Origin of the sequence: Providencia stuartii (genome assembly GCF_029277985.1) — a bacterium.
Lineage (GTDB): Bacteria > Pseudomonadota > Gammaproteobacteria > Enterobacterales > Enterobacteriaceae > Providencia > Providencia zhejiangensis.
The window spans coordinates 1,727,581-1,745,159 of record NZ_CP119546.1 but is presented as its reverse complement, the minus strand read 5'-3'; the positions used below and the strand labels follow the sequence as shown (position 1 = coordinate 1,745,159).

At 39.6% G+C, this 17,579-nt stretch carries 15 protein-coding genes; 7 read left to right on the top strand and 8 right to left on the bottom strand.

The window, feature by feature from the left end; translation table 11 throughout:
- Window positions 1-23 precede the first annotated feature (23 nt).
- Both P2E05_RS07585 and P2E05_RS07580 read left to right on the top strand, forming a co-directional pair.
- Window positions 24-689, top strand: a complete 666-nt coding sequence (locus tag P2E05_RS07585) for a hypothetical protein (RefSeq protein ID WP_154635757.1) — start codon at window positions 24-26, stop codon at window positions 687-689.
- Between the two features lie 468 nt (window positions 690-1,157).
- Window positions 1,158-2,471, top strand: a complete 1,314-nt coding sequence (locus P2E05_RS07580) for an NAD(P)/FAD-dependent oxidoreductase (RefSeq protein ID WP_247047616.1) — start codon at window positions 1,158-1,160, stop codon at window positions 2,469-2,471.
- Between the two features lie 126 nt (window positions 2,472-2,597).
- Here the strand turns inward: P2E05_RS07580 and P2E05_RS07575 are convergent, their stop codons facing one another.
- The 4 genes from P2E05_RS07575 to P2E05_RS07560 all read right to left on the bottom strand — a co-directional run bounded on the left by P2E05_RS07575 (window position 2,598) and on the right by P2E05_RS07560 (window position 7,368).
- Window positions 2,598-3,317 carry a hypothetical protein gene (locus P2E05_RS07575; RefSeq protein ID WP_272657513.1) on the bottom strand — a complete coding sequence of 240 codons (720 nt, stop codon included), beginning with the start codon at window positions 3,315-3,317 and terminating at the stop codon, window positions 2,598-2,600.
- 298 nt (window positions 3,318-3,615) lie between these two features.
- Complete coding sequence (locus tag P2E05_RS07570) at window positions 3,616-4,146, bottom strand: MltR family transcriptional regulator (protein ID WP_154621775.1); 531 nt, start codon at window positions 4,144-4,146, stop codon at window positions 3,616-3,618.
- A gap of 104 nt (window positions 4,147-4,250) precedes the next feature.
- The gene (locus P2E05_RS07565) at window positions 4,251-5,402 is read right to left on the bottom strand and encodes a mannitol-1-phosphate 5-dehydrogenase (RefSeq protein WP_154621776.1); all 1,152 of its coding nucleotides are present in this window, start codon (window positions 5,400-5,402) and stop codon (window positions 4,251-4,253) included.
- A gap of 10 nt (window positions 5,403-5,412) precedes the next feature.
- Entirely contained in the window at window positions 5,413-7,368 is a 1,956-nt protein-coding gene (locus P2E05_RS07560; protein WP_154621777.1) for a PTS mannitol transporter subunit IICBA, read from the bottom strand.
- Window positions 7,369-7,965: 597 nt separating this feature from the next.
- Between P2E05_RS07560 and P2E05_RS07555 the strand changes: the two genes are divergently transcribed.
- Window positions 7,966-9,210 (top strand): SLC13 family permease, encoded by a 1,245-nt coding sequence (locus P2E05_RS07555; protein WP_196713252.1) that lies wholly within the window; start codon window positions 7,966-7,968, stop codon window positions 9,208-9,210.
- A gap of 43 nt (window positions 9,211-9,253) precedes the next feature.
- Here P2E05_RS07555 and P2E05_RS07550 read toward each other — a convergent pair whose 3' ends face one another.
- From P2E05_RS07550 to P2E05_RS07535, 4 genes are all read right to left on the bottom strand, one after another.
- The gene (locus P2E05_RS07550) at window positions 9,254-10,048 is read right to left on the bottom strand and encodes a MoaF C-terminal domain-containing protein (RefSeq protein WP_272657520.1); all 795 of its coding nucleotides are present in this window, start codon (window positions 10,046-10,048) and stop codon (window positions 9,254-9,256) included.
- Between the two features lie 9 nt (window positions 10,049-10,057).
- Entirely contained in the window at window positions 10,058-10,837 is a 780-nt protein-coding gene (locus tag P2E05_RS07545; RefSeq protein ID WP_154621780.1) for an SDR family NAD(P)-dependent oxidoreductase, read from the bottom strand.
- A 190-nt stretch (window positions 10,838-11,027) separates the two neighbouring features.
- A complete protein-coding gene (locus P2E05_RS07540) occupies window positions 11,028-11,765 on the bottom strand; it encodes a cyclase family protein (RefSeq protein WP_272657523.1) in 738 nt (245 codons plus the stop codon).
- Between the two features lie 212 nt (window positions 11,766-11,977).
- On the bottom strand, window positions 11,978-12,865 hold the full coding sequence (locus P2E05_RS07535; protein WP_276123076.1) for a MetQ/NlpA family ABC transporter substrate-binding protein: 888 nt from the start codon (window positions 12,863-12,865) through the stop codon (window positions 11,978-11,980).
- 171 nt (window positions 12,866-13,036) lie between these two features.
- Here P2E05_RS07535 and P2E05_RS07530 point away from each other — a divergent pair, with 171 nt between their 5' ends.
- From P2E05_RS07530 to P2E05_RS07515, 4 genes are read left to right on the top strand one after another with little or no spacing between them, the layout of a single operon-like run.
- Window positions 13,037-14,161, top strand: a complete 1,125-nt coding sequence (locus P2E05_RS07530) for an alkylhydroperoxidase domain protein (RefSeq protein WP_272657525.1) — start codon at window positions 13,037-13,039, stop codon at window positions 14,159-14,161.
- A gap of 4 nt (window positions 14,162-14,165) precedes the next feature.
- Window positions 14,166-15,626: an NAD(P)-binding domain-containing protein gene (locus P2E05_RS07525; protein WP_272657527.1), complete on the top strand. Its 1,461-nt coding sequence runs from the start codon at window positions 14,166-14,168 to the stop codon at window positions 15,624-15,626.
- Window positions 15,627-15,629: 3 nt separating this feature from the next.
- Window positions 15,630-16,643, top strand: a complete 1,014-nt coding sequence (locus tag P2E05_RS07520; RefSeq protein WP_154622345.1) for a methionine ABC transporter ATP-binding protein — start codon at window positions 15,630-15,632, stop codon at window positions 16,641-16,643.
- A complete protein-coding gene (locus P2E05_RS07515; RefSeq protein WP_154622346.1) occupies window positions 16,640-17,308 on the top strand; it encodes a methionine ABC transporter permease in 669 nt (222 codons plus the stop codon). Before P2E05_RS07520 ends, P2E05_RS07515 begins: the two co-directional genes overlap by 4 nt.
- Window positions 17,309-17,579 lie beyond the last annotated feature (271 nt).

The following is a 17,579-nucleotide window of genomic DNA, read 5'->3' as shown; positions in this document are numbered from 1 at the left end:
ATTTCTCTCATTGGACTATGAAAATGTCTTTTTTAGAATCATCATTTAAATACATTACAGACAGTAAGAATATAAAATTAATAGTGATTGTAGCAATTTTAAGTTGCGTAGGGTCATACTTTGCTATCGATGAACTGATTATTAAAGAGAAAGTTTCCCGTATAGAAGAGTTAAATAAAGATAAAAATCATTTGGCTAGTCAATTAAAAGACATTCAAAATCGCTTAGAAAAACAAATCGATAGCGAAGACTCTAGGTTAGAAAAAAACGTAGCTAATGTTAAAGCTTTATATAATGAAGTCATTACAGATTTAAACCGAAAGAATAATCAATTAATGCAAGAGAGGGATACTCTTATTTCACAGTTAGCACAAAATGCACATACTACGCAATTAGAAATCAATAAAAGAAATAATGAAAACATTCTTGCGCTCAGACAGACACTAAATTCCGTTGAAAAAAATATCCATACCCTTTATCTGACTCATTCTAGATTAAGCTCAGAATATGGATATTCACAGAAAGAGTGCGAAAAAAGAGGGAGTGATTTTTACGGTAATATTTGTGAGCAATCATCTAAGTATAAAGCTGAATTAGACTCACTGGGAGAACAAATTAAATCTCAAGAGCAACGTCGAAAGTTTATTCAAGAAGAAATATTATCTATTCAACGAGGGGCAATAAATTAGTCAATAACGATAATATATCATATTAAAAATTATTATAGCTTTATTTCCAGATGAAATATAACCTATCAGGGAATAAAGTTTATTTTAATTTAACTGATAATAAATAATTTTAGTTATCAAAATATGACTTACCGGCTACTGGGTAGAGAATGTCTGATAATGCAGGTGTCATCTACTTGCCTTATTATCATTGGATGAAATATCGAGTTATAACCAGTTGTTCGTTGTTGATACACGATCGATGTGACACGTTCGTCATAGATACCATTCATTAAAGCGATACGATTTTCTTTGCTTACAGATTATCCTAATAGCGCCTTTGCCTTATTTCAAGTTGAGTTTTCTTCACTATCAAAAAATCAGATTTACGCTATAGTCATGATCTTTCGGTGTTATTTAATCTTTTGATTATGATTTAAACACGTCCATATCAGCTATATCAATATCAGATACTATTAGGCAAAATCGATGAAATACGCTTCAGTGCCATTTAATCAAAATAAAAATGGTTGGTTAAAAGAAGGTTTAGTGATCAATACCTACCCTACTCTAAATAACGATACTGATGCAGATTGGGTCGTTGTTGGTTCAGGCTATGCAGGTCTCTCTTTTGCTAGAAGGCTCGCGCAAAATAATCCGAGCCTAAATATTATTCTGATTGATTCAGCAACCGCGGTTGACAGTTCATCGGCAAGGAACTCCGGATTTATTATTGGATTGCCTCATAATATTGGTAGCTCGACTGCTGAATTAAAAAAGGCACAATTTTATCGTTCATTACTTGAAGAAGGTATAAATCAACTCACGGCATTAATAGCGCAATTTAATATCGAGTGTGATTGGGAAAATGTAGGCAAATATCACTGCCAAGTCGATACCAAAAACCAACGTGTGTTGCAGGAATATGTTGAGAACCTTAATCTTATGCATGAGTCTTATCAACTCTTAGATAAAGACGCTCTGTATCAAAAGCTCGGTACGCATTTTTACAATAAAGGCATCTATACGCCTAATTCAATTTTGGTCAATCCTGCCAGCCTCGTGGTCGGCCTAGCAAATAGCCTTCCGGAAAATATCACCGTTTATAATAATACCCCTGTCATGGCGGTTCACACAGCGAAAGTACATACGATTTTTACGCCCTACGGTAATATTCGGACGCCCAATATCATGCTAGCTACCAATGCACTTTCTCGCGAATTGAGACCTATAGCGAATTACCAAGCCGCTATGGCAACGTTTGCAAGCATTAGTGCGCCACTGACCCTTGAGCAGAGACAGAGATTACCTGCAATGAATAGTTGGGGATTAACACCTGTGAATGCTATTGCAGGCGCGACCTTACGTTATACTCAAGATCACCGTTTATTAATTCGTCAACATGTTACCCCTGCTTTAAAAGGCCGTATAACAGCCGAACAAACCTATCAAGTGACGCAACAACACAAGCAGCTCTTTAATAGAATTTATCCGCAATTATCAGATGTACCACTGGTTAATACTTGGTCTGGCACCATTAGTGTCACCCGCAATGGAGCACCTGTTTGGGGGAAATTAATGCATGGGGTTTATAGTGCCGGAGGCTGTAATGGTGCAGGTATATCTAAACAAACGATAGCAGGTACATTACTCGCTGATTATGCTTTAGGCATTGAGCATCCTTTAATTGAAGCCATGAATGCACTTGGTAAGGCAAATTACCTTCCCCCATCCCCCATTTTAGACATTGCAATTAGTACATCTTTAATGAAAGAAAGGTACCTTGGTAGACGTGAAATGTAACAATAATGTCGTTATAAATAATCACATACGCCATACCGTTTATAGAGGCTATTAGGATAGCCTCATAAGATAATCTTATTGGGTTATCTCATAAGCTGAATAATATAAAGTATAGAATTTTTAATTTTATGTATTCAAAAAACCATTAAGATAATCTTTTAATTCATTAACAAGGTTTACTAAGCCATCAGAAGAGCTACCTTTAACCCTATATACATCAAAGCGTTTAATTATTTCCATTAAAGTCTTAATCACCGTTATTATCATAGTAATCAATTCTTTTATTTTTAGAATTAATGATAGTAATTCATTTAACTTTTCTAAAAAATCGTTCAAACGTGAAATTTCTTTTTGAATACGTTCAGTCACTTCATCTAAAAAAGGCAAGAAGTGATTAACGTCCTTTACTTTATCAGTATAAACTGACATGAGTGATGCTTTTTGTAACACTAGGTTATTTAAATTATTTTTAAACCCTCCAATGGATTTTTGTATTTGCGCTTTATAGATTGATTGATGATTTATTTCATCATCAATAGCGATTGCCGAAAAACTGTTTTTTGTCTCTATCTCTAAGTGATTAGCCTTATCACATATCATGTTAATGCTAGCTAATACCGCATCCCCAAGTATCGAGTTTCTCTGTGTTTGTTGGAACATAGGTAGTAAGAGGTTCACATCAATAACGAGTGAGCTTATGACCGTATTCAATCTAAGCATGGCGTCATGGCTATATGCTAACACCTTCGTGGTATAATTTGTTTCTGAATCCGGTAACGTTGAGTTAATCGTGTTAATTTCTTGATAGCGTGTATCAATGTTTATTTTTGTTATTGCCGTTGACATAATAACCTTCTCCTTTAATGATTTAGAATTATGACTCATTACATTTCCCGAGTATTGATGACCAATAAAAAATGATTCTTATCTAAGGTAGCCTAAGACATTTCTCTATATAAAAGTCATATTAAAGCATTAATTCTTATAACGAATAGCATGATTTTTTAACTTATAGATAAGCTAACTCTGGCTTTAAACAGAAAGAGAATATTATCTTTATGGCGAGTTTGTACAGAATAGAAAACATAATAGATTCATCTATTATGATGGTTGTAATAAGAATCACTGAAAAGGTGTTATTGAATTAAAAAACCTCAGTATCTAATATCTGAGAAATTAAAGAGGTCACTGAAAGCACTAATGCTGATTTAACCATCTCTTGATAGCGATATTTTTGTAAGTCAATTAATTGTTGGTCAATTAAATCTTCAGGTAAATTAAACAGCATCATTTCAGGTAAGGGGTCAATGCAATGCAGTGTTTTTATTGGTCCAATAATCTCATCATCAGTAAAAGCCAATGGCAATTGTTCTGTTGAGAGAACTTCATTTAATGCAAGAAAAAGTTCAATATCTTCATATAATTCGCGAGAAATAGCCCCTAAGGCAAATAATAATTTTAAGCGTACAGAGAGTTTCCCTAATGGACCGTTGCCTTCAAGGAGTGGCTCAACAGCATATTTAACCGCATAATCATCTTTGCGAAAAACCTTTAGCATCAGTTGATCAATGGCTTCGGTGATCAGAACAATCACTTCCTGAATAAATGGCCTGATATCTGAATGTTTATTCAGCCTTTCAAGGACTTGATTTTCTGTATACTGTCTATTTTCCATAATGACTCTTTACACCACTTGGTAGCTGAAAATTCAACAACTACCAAGTGATAAGTTGACTACCTTTATAATTTTGAGGCTATAAAAAGAATAAAGCTATCCATTTATTTATTCATGTGCTGGTATTCATGACAAATAGCTTGAACCAACTGTGGGTGATCGACTAACCCACAGAATCGCTTAACAGCTTCATCGACTCCATTTTCGCTAATATATTTAGCCATTTCAACTGCTTGAGGATCAGCTTCACTCCTAAAATGCAAAGCAGCAGCAATACCAATGACTAAATAGTGATTCGCTAATTGGTATTCAAGGGTGCCAAGTAACGGTTTAATTAGCCTATCTTCAGGACTGAGTTTACGCATAGGCTGGCGTCCGACTCGCTCAACATTGTCATGGAGGTAAGGATTAGCGAAACGCTTTAAAATTTTATCTATGTATTGTTGGTGCTTGATAGGATCGAAGCGATAGCGTTGAATTAAGACTTGCCCACTCTCCTGCATGGCTCCTTTCACAATCTCTGCAATCTGCGGATCATTGATCGCATCGTAGACCGTCTGATATCCCTTGAGTTGCCCCAAATACGCTGTAATTGCATGCCCAGTATTTAGAGTAAATAGCTTACGCTCAACGAATGCCAGCAAATTTTCTGTCAGCTCCATTCCCTTGATTTCAGGAATGTCGCCAACAAACTGTGTTTGATCAACGATCCATTCACTAAATGTCTCTACCGTTACATCGAGCGGGTCATCGTTTGCCGCCTCCATAGGAGGTACAATGCGGTCGACAGCAGAATCTACAAAGCCAACATTTTCCTCTACCCATTGATGCATTGAATCGCAAAGATGAGCTAACACATGCTGTTTCAGCTGGCTTGTTCCTCTTACCATGTTTTCACAGGCAATAATATTCAAGGGTTTACTGTTGCCGATTTCCCTTCGTTTCTGTATACCTTTTGCCAATGTTGCTGCAATTTTTTCTAATATTTGAGGCCCGACAGCAGTCGTCACCATATCTGCAATGGCGATATGCTCCACTGTTTTTGGATCCATACTGTTAACCGCATTCACTCGTTGAACTTTTTCAACGATATGTTCTTCACCAACCACATGGACTTGATAGGACTGCTGATGTGCTAATTGGTCAATAAGCTGTTGATTAACATCTGCAAAAATCATTTCTGAATTTGCATCTGCTAATAGTTTGCCGATAAATCCACGTCCAATATTACCTGCACCAAAATGAATGACTTTCATAGCAATCTCCTTAAGCGGCACTTTGTGTTGATAAAATATCGAGAACTTCCTGAACACTCTGAGTTTTGCAGAGTTTTTCAATCATTCCGTCTTCATCAAGTGCAGAGGTAATTTTTGTAATGACTTGGATATGTTCATTATTACGGGCAGCAATTCCTATCACTAAATGGGCAATATCTTCTGGTTCATCACCGAATCGAACACCAGTAGGGTACTGGCAAATAACAATGCCTGTTTTTAATACGCGTGCCTTCGCTTCAATTGTGCCGTGTGGTACCGCGATAGACTCGCCTAAATAGGTTGATGTTAACTTTTCTCTTTCTAGCATCGCCTCCACATATTCAGGTTCAACATATCCCCCTTCAACGAGCTTTTCTCCCGCAAAGCGAATGGCTTGTTCTTTATTCGGTGCGCTTAAATTAAGATGAATATGCTGTGAACTGAGAGTAAACAATGCTTCTTCTTGCTCTTCTGGATCATAATGTTCATCATTTGCCGCGATTAGCGTTTGTTTAATCAAGCGACTGTCATTCGCGGCGTGTGGGCTTTTTTCAGCAATAAGACGCGTGATGAGGTCATTATACGTTTGGCTATCTAAAAAATTTGTCAGTGAGATATGAAGTGCATGAGGCGCATAGTTTTTTGCTCGTGCAGTTAAATCTCTATGTGTCACAACAATATCTACATCGGCAGGGAGATCATTAATTGCCATATTGGTCACTGCAATTTCATTTAGCCCAGCATCGCGCACTTTCTTCGCTAAGACTCCGGCGCCCATCGCACTGGACCCCATTCCTGCATCACAGGCAACGATAATTTTGCGAACCTGACTCAAATTTGCTGTCTGGTTTGCTACAGCCTTGTCACTTTTTCCACTTGAAGATTTCGATTGCGCTTTCATTTCACGCATTTTTTGCGTTGCGTTACCAAGCTCATCTTCATCCCCTAAACGCGTTCGTTTTAATAAAATAGCCGACACTAAAAATGAAACTAATGTGGCACTCGTGACCGATAAAATCACACCGATTAATGATGATTTCGGCGTCATCAGCAATACGGCAAAAATAGAGCCTGGAGATGCTGGTGAAACAAGCCCCGCATGAAAGATGCTCATCACAAATACGCCCGTCATTCCACCAAGAATAACAGCAATAATTAATCTCGGATTCATCAACACATAGGGGAAATAGATTTCATGTATTCCGCCAAAAAAATGGATAATCGCGGCACCGGGCGCTGATTGTTTCGCATTGCCTTTACCAAAAAACATATAAGCCAGCAGTACGCCTAAACCTGGACCTGGGTTTGCTTCAATTAAAAAGAAGATGGATGCCCCTGTTTCTGTGGCTTGCTGTATCCCTAAAGGAGAAAAAATACCATGGTTAATCGCGTTGTTGAGAAATAAGATTTTGGCTGGTTCGACAAATATTGAGGTCAACGGTAATAGATTATGGGCCACCATCACATTGACCCCAGCGGAAAGTATTTTGGATAAACCTTCCACTAAAGGACCAATCGCAAGGTATGCAAGAATGGCGAGCAGCATCCCGATAATGCCTGATGAAAAATTATTCACCAACATCTCAAAACCTGTTTTGACTTTGCCTTCAATCCAGCGGTCAAAACGACGGATTGCAAATCCTCCTAATGGACCGGCTATCATCGCCCCCATAAACATTGGCATATCCGCCCCTACGATAACCCCCATAGTGGTGATCGCCCCAACAATGCCGCCACGTTCGCCACCCACTAAGCGACCGCCAGTATAACCAATGAGTAAGGGAAGAAGATACGTGATCATCGGGCCGACAAGTTGCGCCAACGTGTCATTTGGCCACCAGCCCGTTGGAATGAAGAGCGCGGTAATCAACCCCCACGCGATAAAGGCACCAATATTAGGCATAACCATGTTACTCAGGAAGCGCCCAAAATTCTGTACCTTTAATTTGACATTTGATGTTACCATAATAGAACCCCGTGGTACGAAAATGATACGGTTATAACGTTATCGCCAAATAACGTTTGTGATTTTTGAACAGTTTCACTCTAGCATGACCGCTATCGGATGCGTACCACGCGGGCTTTTTGTGATTGATATCACTATTCCCCCCTCACTCCCCCTATGTTTTTAGTGATCAAACTCTCAATAACGGCATGTAGCAAAACTACATTGCGTGTTTTTTGTTCATCAAACCAATTTAACGTGATTTTTATCACATTTTTTACGACGATGTTTTTTGTTAAATAGTGATTCGAATCACAAAATATTTTTAGGTTGCTTACTTTTTAACTCAGTAAAATTCACCATTTGGTCTATTGTTACTGTTATTCAATATTTTTGTAATAAACTTTCATCTCGTTGCATATCGCTCTCGTTTGATTCGCTTTTCTTTTTTGAAGTGAGGAAATTCAATTTCTCAACATCTCGACCCTATTTCATCTCATTAAAATCATCATTAAATGACCTGTTGCAACTTATTATTATTTAAAGGTTATTCTACTTGCTTCATTGATTCTTCACCGCTAAATTAGCCGTAATTTTACTAATAAGAGTGAATAGGTTATGAGCCTCACGATCATTATTTTTCTGCTAGTCTATGTTGCGATGGGGTTTGGTAAGTTGCCCGGTTTTAAAGTCGATAGAACAGGTGCTGCGGTTATTGGTGCTTTGGCCATGATGGCTGTAGGGAGTATTACGCCACCACATGCATGGAATGCTATCGATTATCGTACTATTGGGATGTTATTTGGCTTGATGGTCGTTTCCGCATCTTTTGTCGTATCCGGATTCTATAGCTGGACGGCGAACCGCGTTGCGATGCTAAACGTCAGTGCTCCAGTACTACTTGCTGTATTAATTGCCGTTGGCGGACTACTCTCCGCCTTACTCACAAATGATGTCGTTGTTGTCGCCATGACACCTTTGTTAGTCTCAATTACCTTATCTCGTGGATTAAACCCAATTCCCTTTCTGTTAGGATTTTGTTTTGCCGCTAACAATGGTGCTTCAGGTTCATTAATTGGCAGCCCTCAAAACATGATTGCGGCACAAGGGTTAGATATTTCCTTTATTGGTTTATTACAAGCTTCGGCGATCCCAGCTTTGCTATCATTACCTATTACATGGGCTATTTTAGTTTTTCTCTATCGTAATCGTTGGTATCTCGCTAAAACGGCGACAACGCCCTCGGCCCCTACTGCACCAACTGACCCCGCGACAAAACTTGATGTATGGGAAACCACCAAAGCCGGTATTATCACATTCATTGTGATCATCGCTTTCGTTATCAGTGATATACCAAGAGAACTTATTGCCTTAACGGCTGCGGGCTTTTTACTTTTAAACCGTTCGATAGCCTCAAGTGATATGTTGAAACTCGTTGATGGTAATTTACTATTACTGATTATGGGGCTATTTGTTGTCAATGCCGCCTTTGCATCGACTGGCTTACCACAACAAATGTTAAATGACTTGCGCAGTAATGGCGTTGAATTAAACAACCCTATTGTTCTATTTTTGGTCACGGGAGTATTAAGTACTATTGTCGGGAATAACCCCGCCGTGATGTTACTTGTCCCTTTCCTATCCACAAGTGGCAATGCCGATTCATTAGGTGCAGCCTTAGTATTAGGCTCTGGGTTCTCAAGTAATTTATTTGTATTTGGAAGTCTTGCCGGCATTATTGTCGTTGAGCAAGCTGCCGCTTACGGCGTCAAAATCTCATTTTCAGAATTTGCCAAGTCGGGGGGCATCGTTGCGCTGCTGTGTATGCTTTTAGCGGCCGCATGGATAATGTTAGTCCTTTAAAAAAAAGCCACTCGCTGTTTACGGCGGGTGGCCTATAGAATACTTATTTAGGGTAGTGAGTTTTATTTAAAATAGTAGCATGTGCCCCAACGGGGAATAGGCTAACTGAACTAAATTCCTGATCTTGATACCCCATAATTCCGCCATCCGTTCTCATACCTTGTAAATCAATGAGAATAATACCGAGTGTTGGGATAATCTTTTCGCGCCAAATGAATAAATATAAATTGTCGGATACCTTTATATAATGGCAGCGATCAACATCCGCCAATCCTTTTTCTACGCCATCTAAACAATGCCACGCATAAAATTGTTCATTTAAATAAACATGTTCATAACGCTCTTTAGGGTTATAGGTATACATATTACGCATACCAATCAACTCTGAAGTATAAGCAGGTAGTGGATGTTGAGTATTACTCAGACTACCAAAATGAATATCGACATCAACGCCTGTCAAGGGTTGATTTTGTTCGACTTTTGTAAAAGCTGACATACGGATATCTTGTTCAGTGGGAAGCGTGCCCCGCACTAATACGCAATTATCCTCTGCTTCATTAATAATGATCGTAATACTTGTACGCCAATCTTCTGGTGAAATAAAATTAATAAAATAAATGCCTTCACGAATTGAGGTGATACGACAATCACGCACCACACCTTGCCATTCTATTTGTTGCTCGGTTGGAAAAGAGATTATTTCCTGAGCTGCTGTCTCGGCAAACGTTAATTGGAATGTTTTACCTGTTAGTTGATTATTGGTATCTAATATATAGCTATCAGGTGCAAATCCATCAGATAATGCGCCAACTTGGATAAATGCCACTTCTTCAATCATAATAACTCCTTAGGTAAAAGCCAGTGTAGGTAGGTCAACAACAGCCGCACCACCGTCGATAACGAGTGCTGCACCGGTAATCATAGAAGCATCCGCAGAGCACAAGAATCGACACGCTAATGCAACTTCATGTGCGCTAGCAGGACGCTGTAAGGGAACATCCCGGCATACATACTGGTAGGCTTCATCCAACGTGAATTGATGTTGTTCCATCAATGGTTGCATCTCTTCGTCTGCCATTGGTGTTCTTACCCAGCCCGGACAAATTGCATTTGCTCTAACGCCTTGACGACCATAATCACGTGCGACAGAGCGCATTAGCCCAATTAACGCATGCTTTGCTGTCACATACCCACAGGCCTCTGGTCCTGCGGCTAAAGAGGCAAGCGAACCAACAAAAAGGACATTACCGCGACGCTGTATCAACGATGGTAAGCAGCCACGAACACTGGCAAAAGCACTGTCGAGATTCGCTTTCATTCCTTGGTGCCATTGTTGGTCATTCATATCTTCCACTCGGCCTAGCCCCATTCCGCCCGCATTACAAATCAAAACATCGATAGCATCTGTATGCTGTTTGATTTGCGGTAAGATGGTTTCATTCCATGAGTCTCCAGTCGACACATCGGCGACGATGGCAATCGCTCCGGTACGAGCAGCAACGGCTTGTAACGGTTCTGGACGTCGTCCAACAATCAATACGTTATCACCTTGCTCTGCAAACACCTGCGCGCATGCGGCACCAATTCCAGTTCCCCCACCGGTAATGATTACGGTTCTTGAATTCATCCAACCCCCACCAGCATTTGTTAAAATAAAGTTAATTCGAGTATTAATATAGATAGAAATAACTTTGCTTGACTATCGACCTAAGGGACGATATGCGCTGAAGTGCAAGATAGATAATGACTTTTGTGAATATTAAGAGGGGTTATCAGCCTGTTTAAGAACAGATACAGGCTGATAGAGAGAAAATGATTTATGGCAAAATAGCAAAAGAGCGAACAGGGAAACCACTTGCATTGTTAGGTTTAGCAACCAAATTGAAAATAACCGCGCCACGCGTTGGCAATTTATCTAAGTTAGTCATTAATTCAATCTGATAGGTGTCTTGTTCTAAGACATAATATTCACCTAATAGCGCATTATTGTGACGGAAATCTTTCGCTGCATCGGTATCAAAAGTTTCATGGCCGATCGCTTTTACGCCTCTTTCTTCAAATAAAAACGTCAATGCATCCATTCCCCATCCTGGGATTTGATTATGGCCTTCCGCGTTTTTATTCTCCATTGCTTGCTGTGATGGCCAGCGATGGCTCCAATCAGTGCGTAACGCAACAAACGTTTCAGGCTCTATTTTTCCATGTTTCGCTTCAAAATTAAGGGCATCTTCTCGTGAAAAGGCAAAATTAGGATCTTGTTTTGCTCTTGCTGACTGGTCGATAACAATCAAGGGTAACACTAACTCCTTTAGCTCAAGTTCATGCAAGTAACGTTTTCCTTGTACAAAATGACATGGAGCATCAATATGTGTGCCATATTGCCCAGGAAAGGTAAATTGTTGTGCAAAAAAACCATCTTGATAATCAAATAGTGTCTTAAAGTTTGCTGATTCAAACATAAAAAAATGGGGAGAATCTTTATCGAAAGCGTGTGTTAAATCAATCCATGTTTTTGACTTTAATAGATTGAGTGCTGTGATAAGTTCATTCGTCATAACGGTTCCCCTGATGATATCGCTATTACATTTTTTTTATTTTCAGTTTGCTTATGTTATTAATTAACCAAAAACACCCTTTTGTCCATATCGATAATAAGAAAAATTTTCATATTAAATTTTAGTGGCTAACAGGGTCATCGAGATAAAATAAAACCACCTAATGGGATATTAGGTGGTAATAAATAACAATGTTAAACATCATAAAAAGACTAGGGTTTTGGATAAGAGGCCCATGCTTGAGGCTCAATAAAGCCATCATAAATACGTTGGGAGCGAATATAATCTGCGTATTCTTTTGATTCGAATGCTTCTTTTAAGTCTTTCGCCCACTGTGAATTCACATCATCTTGCATCACGGTCACAATCACTCGGTGTTCTAATGGTGAGTTTTCGACGACTAATCCATCTGCAATTCGTTGTCCAGCACTTGCAACATAGTTACCATTAACAACAACGAAATCAACGTCATCTAATAAGCGTAACCCTTGTGCTGCATCTGTTTCTCGAATATCTAAACGATATTTAGCCGGTTCGATATCATTAACGCTAAATGTCAATGTACTGACATTAGGTTTAATTTTAATCCAACCTAATTCTTCTAAAATACGAGCCCCACGTTCAGCATTCACGGGGTCATTTGATAAAGCGACGATCATACCGTCTTTGACTTGATCAAGAGATTTATGTTTATTCGAACGCAAACTTTGTGGTGCACTAGGCGAATCAGTCAATGCCACCATATTAATATTATTTTTCTTATTATAGGCTTCCATATATGCACGACTTTGGTTCACTGACGCATCAATTGAGCCTTCTTCAAAAGCAGGGTTAATTTGTCTATTTTGAGAGAATTGACGTAAATTCACTTTATAGCCTTTCTTCTCCAAAATAGGCACAACACCTTTTTCGACTTGGTCGATATAATTACCGACACCAAAGCCAATCGTTATTTCTTTCTTATTGGGGTTACCCTTTTCATTATTATCATTACATGCCGCTAACGCGATAACCGCAATACCCATTAGTGATAAAAGTTTTATTTTTTGTTTCAACATGATGTTACGACCCTGTGTCAATAATGTGGTCAGTATAATCATATTTTTTACATCCTATTTAGATCATCTCGTTATAACTTAATACAAAAAGAATATATATAGCCACTTTTATAACTTATAGTTATAAAAATATAATAATTTGTTCGTTCGAATAACCATCTGCTTGAGATGTAATGGAGAGGATAAAAACGTTAAAAAAAAGTGAGTTATAAGATGCCTATTTTAAATTACGATTTAGTTAATGCGCTAATAAACCTAACACCAGAATCTACGCTAGCTGAAGCTAGAAAGAAACGTTTAAACACGACAGAAAATACTCAAGCTGCTTTTGAAGCGATTTTTTCTGCTCCCTCGACACAATTAACCGGTGACGTTAAATTTTTATTGGCTCGCTGTGTTGCCGAGCAAACAGGCAGTCCAGCGTTAGCTGATTTTTATCATCAGCTATTAGCACAACGTTCACCTACTCTCGATACTCCAGCACTTAAAGCTGCTACAAAGTATGTAGAAACCTTGGTTAGTCATCCAAAACAAACGCACTATCAGCTTATTCATTCGCTAATAGAAAGCGGATGGAATGAACAAGATATTATTTTGCTAGCTCAGCTAGTCACCTTTGTGACTTACCAAGCTCGCTTAATTGAAGGGTTGAAATTGCTGCATGATGCAAATGCAACCAGTAACCAAGCTGAACCCATTACGGCTGGCCCTTGGAATAACCATCCTCTCACTCATCAAGGCAGACCGTCGCCAGTTGCTTTCACGCAAGAACAACTAGGCTGGGAGGCTTGGTTGCAGGCTCGTGATAAACACAGCCTTACTGCTGATGAAGCACAAGTGATGAAAAAATTTGGCCAACTCAATTCCGAATATTTTTTACTGCTTGCTCACCACAGCAACATCTTAGAAATACGTACGATGATTGATCGTGATATTTTTTATACCGCTAATGGCTTACCTCGCTGGGAACGCGAATTTGCTGCGGCTGTTGTGAGTAAAGTTAACGGTTGTATCTATTGTGCTTCGGTGCATGCGCGTAAAGCAAGCCAATATGCTAAGGATCGCCAAACCGATGTAGCAAGGTTACTCGCAACACCAGCGGGAGACGTTTTAGCTAATGGCTATGATGCACGCTTAACAGCAATAACTGACTTAGCGGCCTCACTCTCGGCAACACCAATACAGGCGACTCCTCAGCACGTTAATACCCTTCGTCAGCTCGGACTGACTGAGTTGGAGCTTCTCGATCTTATTCAATCAACCGCCTTTTTCTCTTGGGCGAACCGTCTGATGCTGTCTTTAGGCGAGCCTTTTGAAGTCACGCAAGACAAGGAATAAGTTTATGAAACAGTTAAATGGCTTAAAGGCTTTGGAAGAACACATTATTCAAGACCTACAATATCTTAATTTACCCCTTAACCGCTGGTCATTATCCCCAAACTCTACGGATAATCATCAACTAGATGTCGCGATTATCGGTGCAGGAATGTCGGGGATTACTGCGGCATTTGCTCTTAAATTACAAGGTGTTGAAGCAATTGTTTTTGATCAAGCGCCAGAAGGCAACGAAGGTCCTTGGAAACAGCCTGCTTTGATGGAAACATTACGCTCACCAAAACATGTTGTTGGTCCAGCGCTTGCTTCCCCCTCGTTAACGTTTCAAGCATGGTTTAAAGCTCAGTTTGGTACTGATGCATGGGAAGCTCTCGATAAAATTCCACGCTTACAATGGGATGAATACTTACAATGGTTTAAAAAAATGACCGCACCCACGGTGTTAAATGAGTATCAATTAATCGATACTCAACTCAATTCACAAGGTTGCATACTGACTTTCCAAACTCATCATGGGCAACAGCAATATCAGGCACAACATGTGATCCTAGCAACGGGGATGGAATCCTTTAGTGAACCCAATATTCCTGATTTTATGGATGGCATTCCTCATCGTTACTGGGAACACTCTTATGCAGGTAGCGACTATAGTCGCTTTGATGGATTAGATATCGCCGTTGTTGGTTATAGCGCGGGAGCAATGGATAGTTCAGCAACCGCCCTTGAGCATGGTGCGCGTTCGGTCGAATTACTGATCCGCGCTAAAGATATGCCCAGAGTCAATCGCGGTAAAGTCGCTGGCAACCCTGGCTTCACCCAAGCTTATGAGCACCTAACCGATGCACAAAAATGGCATTACAGTGATTATGTCGTTAAAGCGAAAACACCGGCTCCACACGGCAGTACGCTAAGAGTTTCTCGTCATGACAATGCTTACTTTAATTTCGATACTCAAATTAAACAGATTGATATCAAAGACGATAAATTACATATCTCGACGACAACCGGTAATTACGTCGTTGATTATTTGATCTTAGCGACTGGTTACCGCATTAACTGGCAGCGACACAACGCGTTTAGCAACATTGCTCCTTTTATTAGAACATGGGCAGATATGTATACCCCACCAAACGAAGAACAGAATGCCGAGTTTAGCGCCTACCCTTATTTAGGCGGACATTTTGAATTCCTGCCGAAAGCGGAATGCGACTTACCAGAACTCAGCAATATCTACTGCTTTAATTTAGCCGCCTCCTTAAGTATGGGCCCCATGATTGGCTTGATCCCCAATACCAATACTAGTGCCCAAAAGTTGGCGGAACATATCGCCGCTAAATTGTATCTCGCTTACCACGAGCAGCACTTACAACAAGTAAAACAGAGTACTGAAGCCGAATTACTTGGTGATGAATGGCAGCCTGCGTTGCCTTATCAGCAACGCGTCAAGCAAACGAGTCATGTGGGGTGACATATGATTAGGTTTCAAAATATTCAAAAGATATACCAGAAGGAAGGACACTCCCTCACGGCTCTACAAGACGTTAATTTGCAAATCAATGAAGGTGATATTTTTGGCTTTATTGGTTACAGCGGTGCGGGCAAAAGCTCATTGATTCGTTTAGTGAATCAGCTAGAAAAACCAACATCTGGTGAAGTGGTCATTAATGGGCAAAACATTGCTCATCATAGTGCATCTGAAATTCGCGACCATAAAAAAAGTATTGGGATGATTTTTCAACACTTTAATTTACTAGAAACCAAAACTGTTGCTCAAAATATTGCTATGCCACTGTTACTCTCTGGCGTTAGTAAAAAAGACATTGAGCGGCGAGTTGATGATATTTTAGCTTATGTTGAGCTCAGTGATAAAAAACATCAATATCCGGGACAGCTTTCAGGAGGACAAAAGCAACGGGTGGGTATAGCTCGTGCATTAATTAATAATCCTAAAATTCTCTTGTGTGATGAAGCTACGTCGGCGCTAGACCCACAAACAACACTTTCAATTTTATCCTTACTCAAAAAGATTAATCGTGAGCAAAAAATCACGATTTTACTGGTGACGCACGAAATGGAGGTGATTGAACAAGTTTGTCATCGCGTTGCGGTGATGGAGGCGGGACGTATCGTCGAAGAAGGTACTGTGTTAGAGATATTTTCGAATCCACAACATCCAACCACCCAAAAATTTGTTCGCACCGTCCTCAATGAAGAGATACCTGAACGTGTTCTCCACAATTTAGAGCATCAAAATAATATTTATCGCTTGGAGTTCTTAGGAAGTTCAGCTCAACAACCTGTTGTGAATGAACTGATCTTACAAGATAAAATTAAAATTAATATTTTATTTGCCAATATGAAGGAAATCAGTGGCGTCGTGCTTGGCAGTATGTTTGTACAACTGATTGGTGACAACGAAAGTATTCATCAAGGTGTTGAGTTTTTACGCCAGCGTGGTGTTGCTGTTAGCAAGGGGGTTCTATGACACAATGGTTTGATACCGCATTAACAAGTAAGCAGTTTTTACTTGCTATGTCTGAAACATTCACCATGGTTTCTATTGCGCTGGTGATAGGCTCATTATTGGGTATTTTACTGGGCATTTTGCTTGTCGTGACCCGCCCAGATGGGATTTGGGAAAATAAATGGATTTATCGCATTCTTAATCCAATGATCAATACCATTCGTTCATTACCTTTTATCATCTTACTGGTGGCGATGATCCCATTAACACGCTTTATGGTTGGAACTTCAATTGGCACCACCGCGGCGATCGTACCGCTTGTTATTTATATCGCCCCTTATACTGCACGTTTAATCGAAAACTCACTGTTAAGCGTTCATTCTGGGATCATTGAAGCCGCGGATTCAATGGGTGCCACTAATTGGCAAATTGTTTGGCATTTTATTTTACCGGAAGCGAAGTCCTCATTAATCCTTAGCCTAACAGCAGCAAGTATTACTTTAGTTGGCGCAACCGCAATGGCAGGTGCCGTTGGCGGTGGTGGTGTAGGCGATCTCGCGCTCAATTATGGTTACCAACGTTTTGACAACGTGGCGATGGCAATCACCGTAGTCACATTGGTTATTATTGTGCAAGGGATGCAAATGATCGGTGATTACCTTGCTAAAAAGGCCCGCTATCACTAATTCTCTTCGGCCGATATACATTTATATCGGCCATACCTCATTTTCATCTGTAAATCGCTTTTTTATTCACTATTCCCGCATGTTTTTCAGGCTTTTTTTACCTCATCACTGTGTTTAACACATATAGCCTATTGATTAGTATTAAAAACATACAAAAAACCAAATTTTAGACACTTTATCGCTCAGTCTTACCAAAAAGCATAAATAAAAGGCTGATTTTTAGTGTTAGTTGCCATTAAAAGGCTATAAAAATAGGCAACAAATGTAAATT

Bases quoted from the DNA above. Each gene is read 5' to 3' on its own strand.
- P2E05_RS07585 (WP_154635757.1), top strand. From the start codon at position 24: ATGTCTTTTTTAGAATCATCATTTAAATACATTACAGACAGTAAGAAT.
- P2E05_RS07580 (WP_247047616.1), top strand. From the start codon at position 1,158: ATGAAATACGCTTCAGTGCCATTTAATCAAAATAAAAATGGTTGGTTA.
- P2E05_RS07575 (WP_272657513.1), bottom strand. From the start codon at position 3,317: ATGTCAACGGCAATAACAAAAATAAACATTGATACACGCTATCAAGAA.
- P2E05_RS07570 (WP_154621775.1), bottom strand. From the start codon at position 4,146: ATGGAAAATAGACAGTATACAGAAAATCAAGTCCTTGAAAGGCTGAAT.
- P2E05_RS07565 (WP_154621776.1), bottom strand. From the start codon at position 5,402: ATGAAAGTCATTCATTTTGGTGCAGGTAATATTGGACGTGGATTTATC.
- P2E05_RS07560 (WP_154621777.1), bottom strand. From the start codon at position 7,368: ATGGTAACATCAAATGTCAAATTAAAGGTACAGAATTTTGGGCGCTTC.
- P2E05_RS07555 (WP_196713252.1), top strand. From the start codon at position 7,966: ATGAGCCTCACGATCATTATTTTTCTGCTAGTCTATGTTGCGATGGGG.
- P2E05_RS07550 (WP_272657520.1), bottom strand. From the start codon at position 10,048: ATGATTGAAGAAGTGGCATTTATCCAAGTTGGCGCATTATCTGATGGA.
- P2E05_RS07545 (WP_154621780.1), bottom strand. From the start codon at position 10,837: ATGAATTCAAGAACCGTAATCATTACCGGTGGGGGAACTGGAATTGGT.
- P2E05_RS07540 (WP_272657523.1), bottom strand. From the start codon at position 11,765: ATGACGAATGAACTTATCACAGCACTCAATCTATTAAAGTCAAAAACA.
- P2E05_RS07535 (WP_276123076.1), bottom strand. From the start codon at position 12,865: ATGATTATACTGACCACATTATTGACACAGGGTCGTAACATCATGTTG.
- P2E05_RS07530 (WP_272657525.1), top strand. From the start codon at position 13,037: ATGCCTATTTTAAATTACGATTTAGTTAATGCGCTAATAAACCTAACA.
- P2E05_RS07525 (WP_272657527.1), top strand. From the start codon at position 14,166: ATGAAACAGTTAAATGGCTTAAAGGCTTTGGAAGAACACATTATTCAA.
- P2E05_RS07520 (WP_154622345.1), top strand. From the start codon at position 15,630: ATGATTAGGTTTCAAAATATTCAAAAGATATACCAGAAGGAAGGACAC.
- P2E05_RS07515 (WP_154622346.1), top strand. From the start codon at position 16,640: ATGACACAATGGTTTGATACCGCATTAACAAGTAAGCAGTTTTTACTT.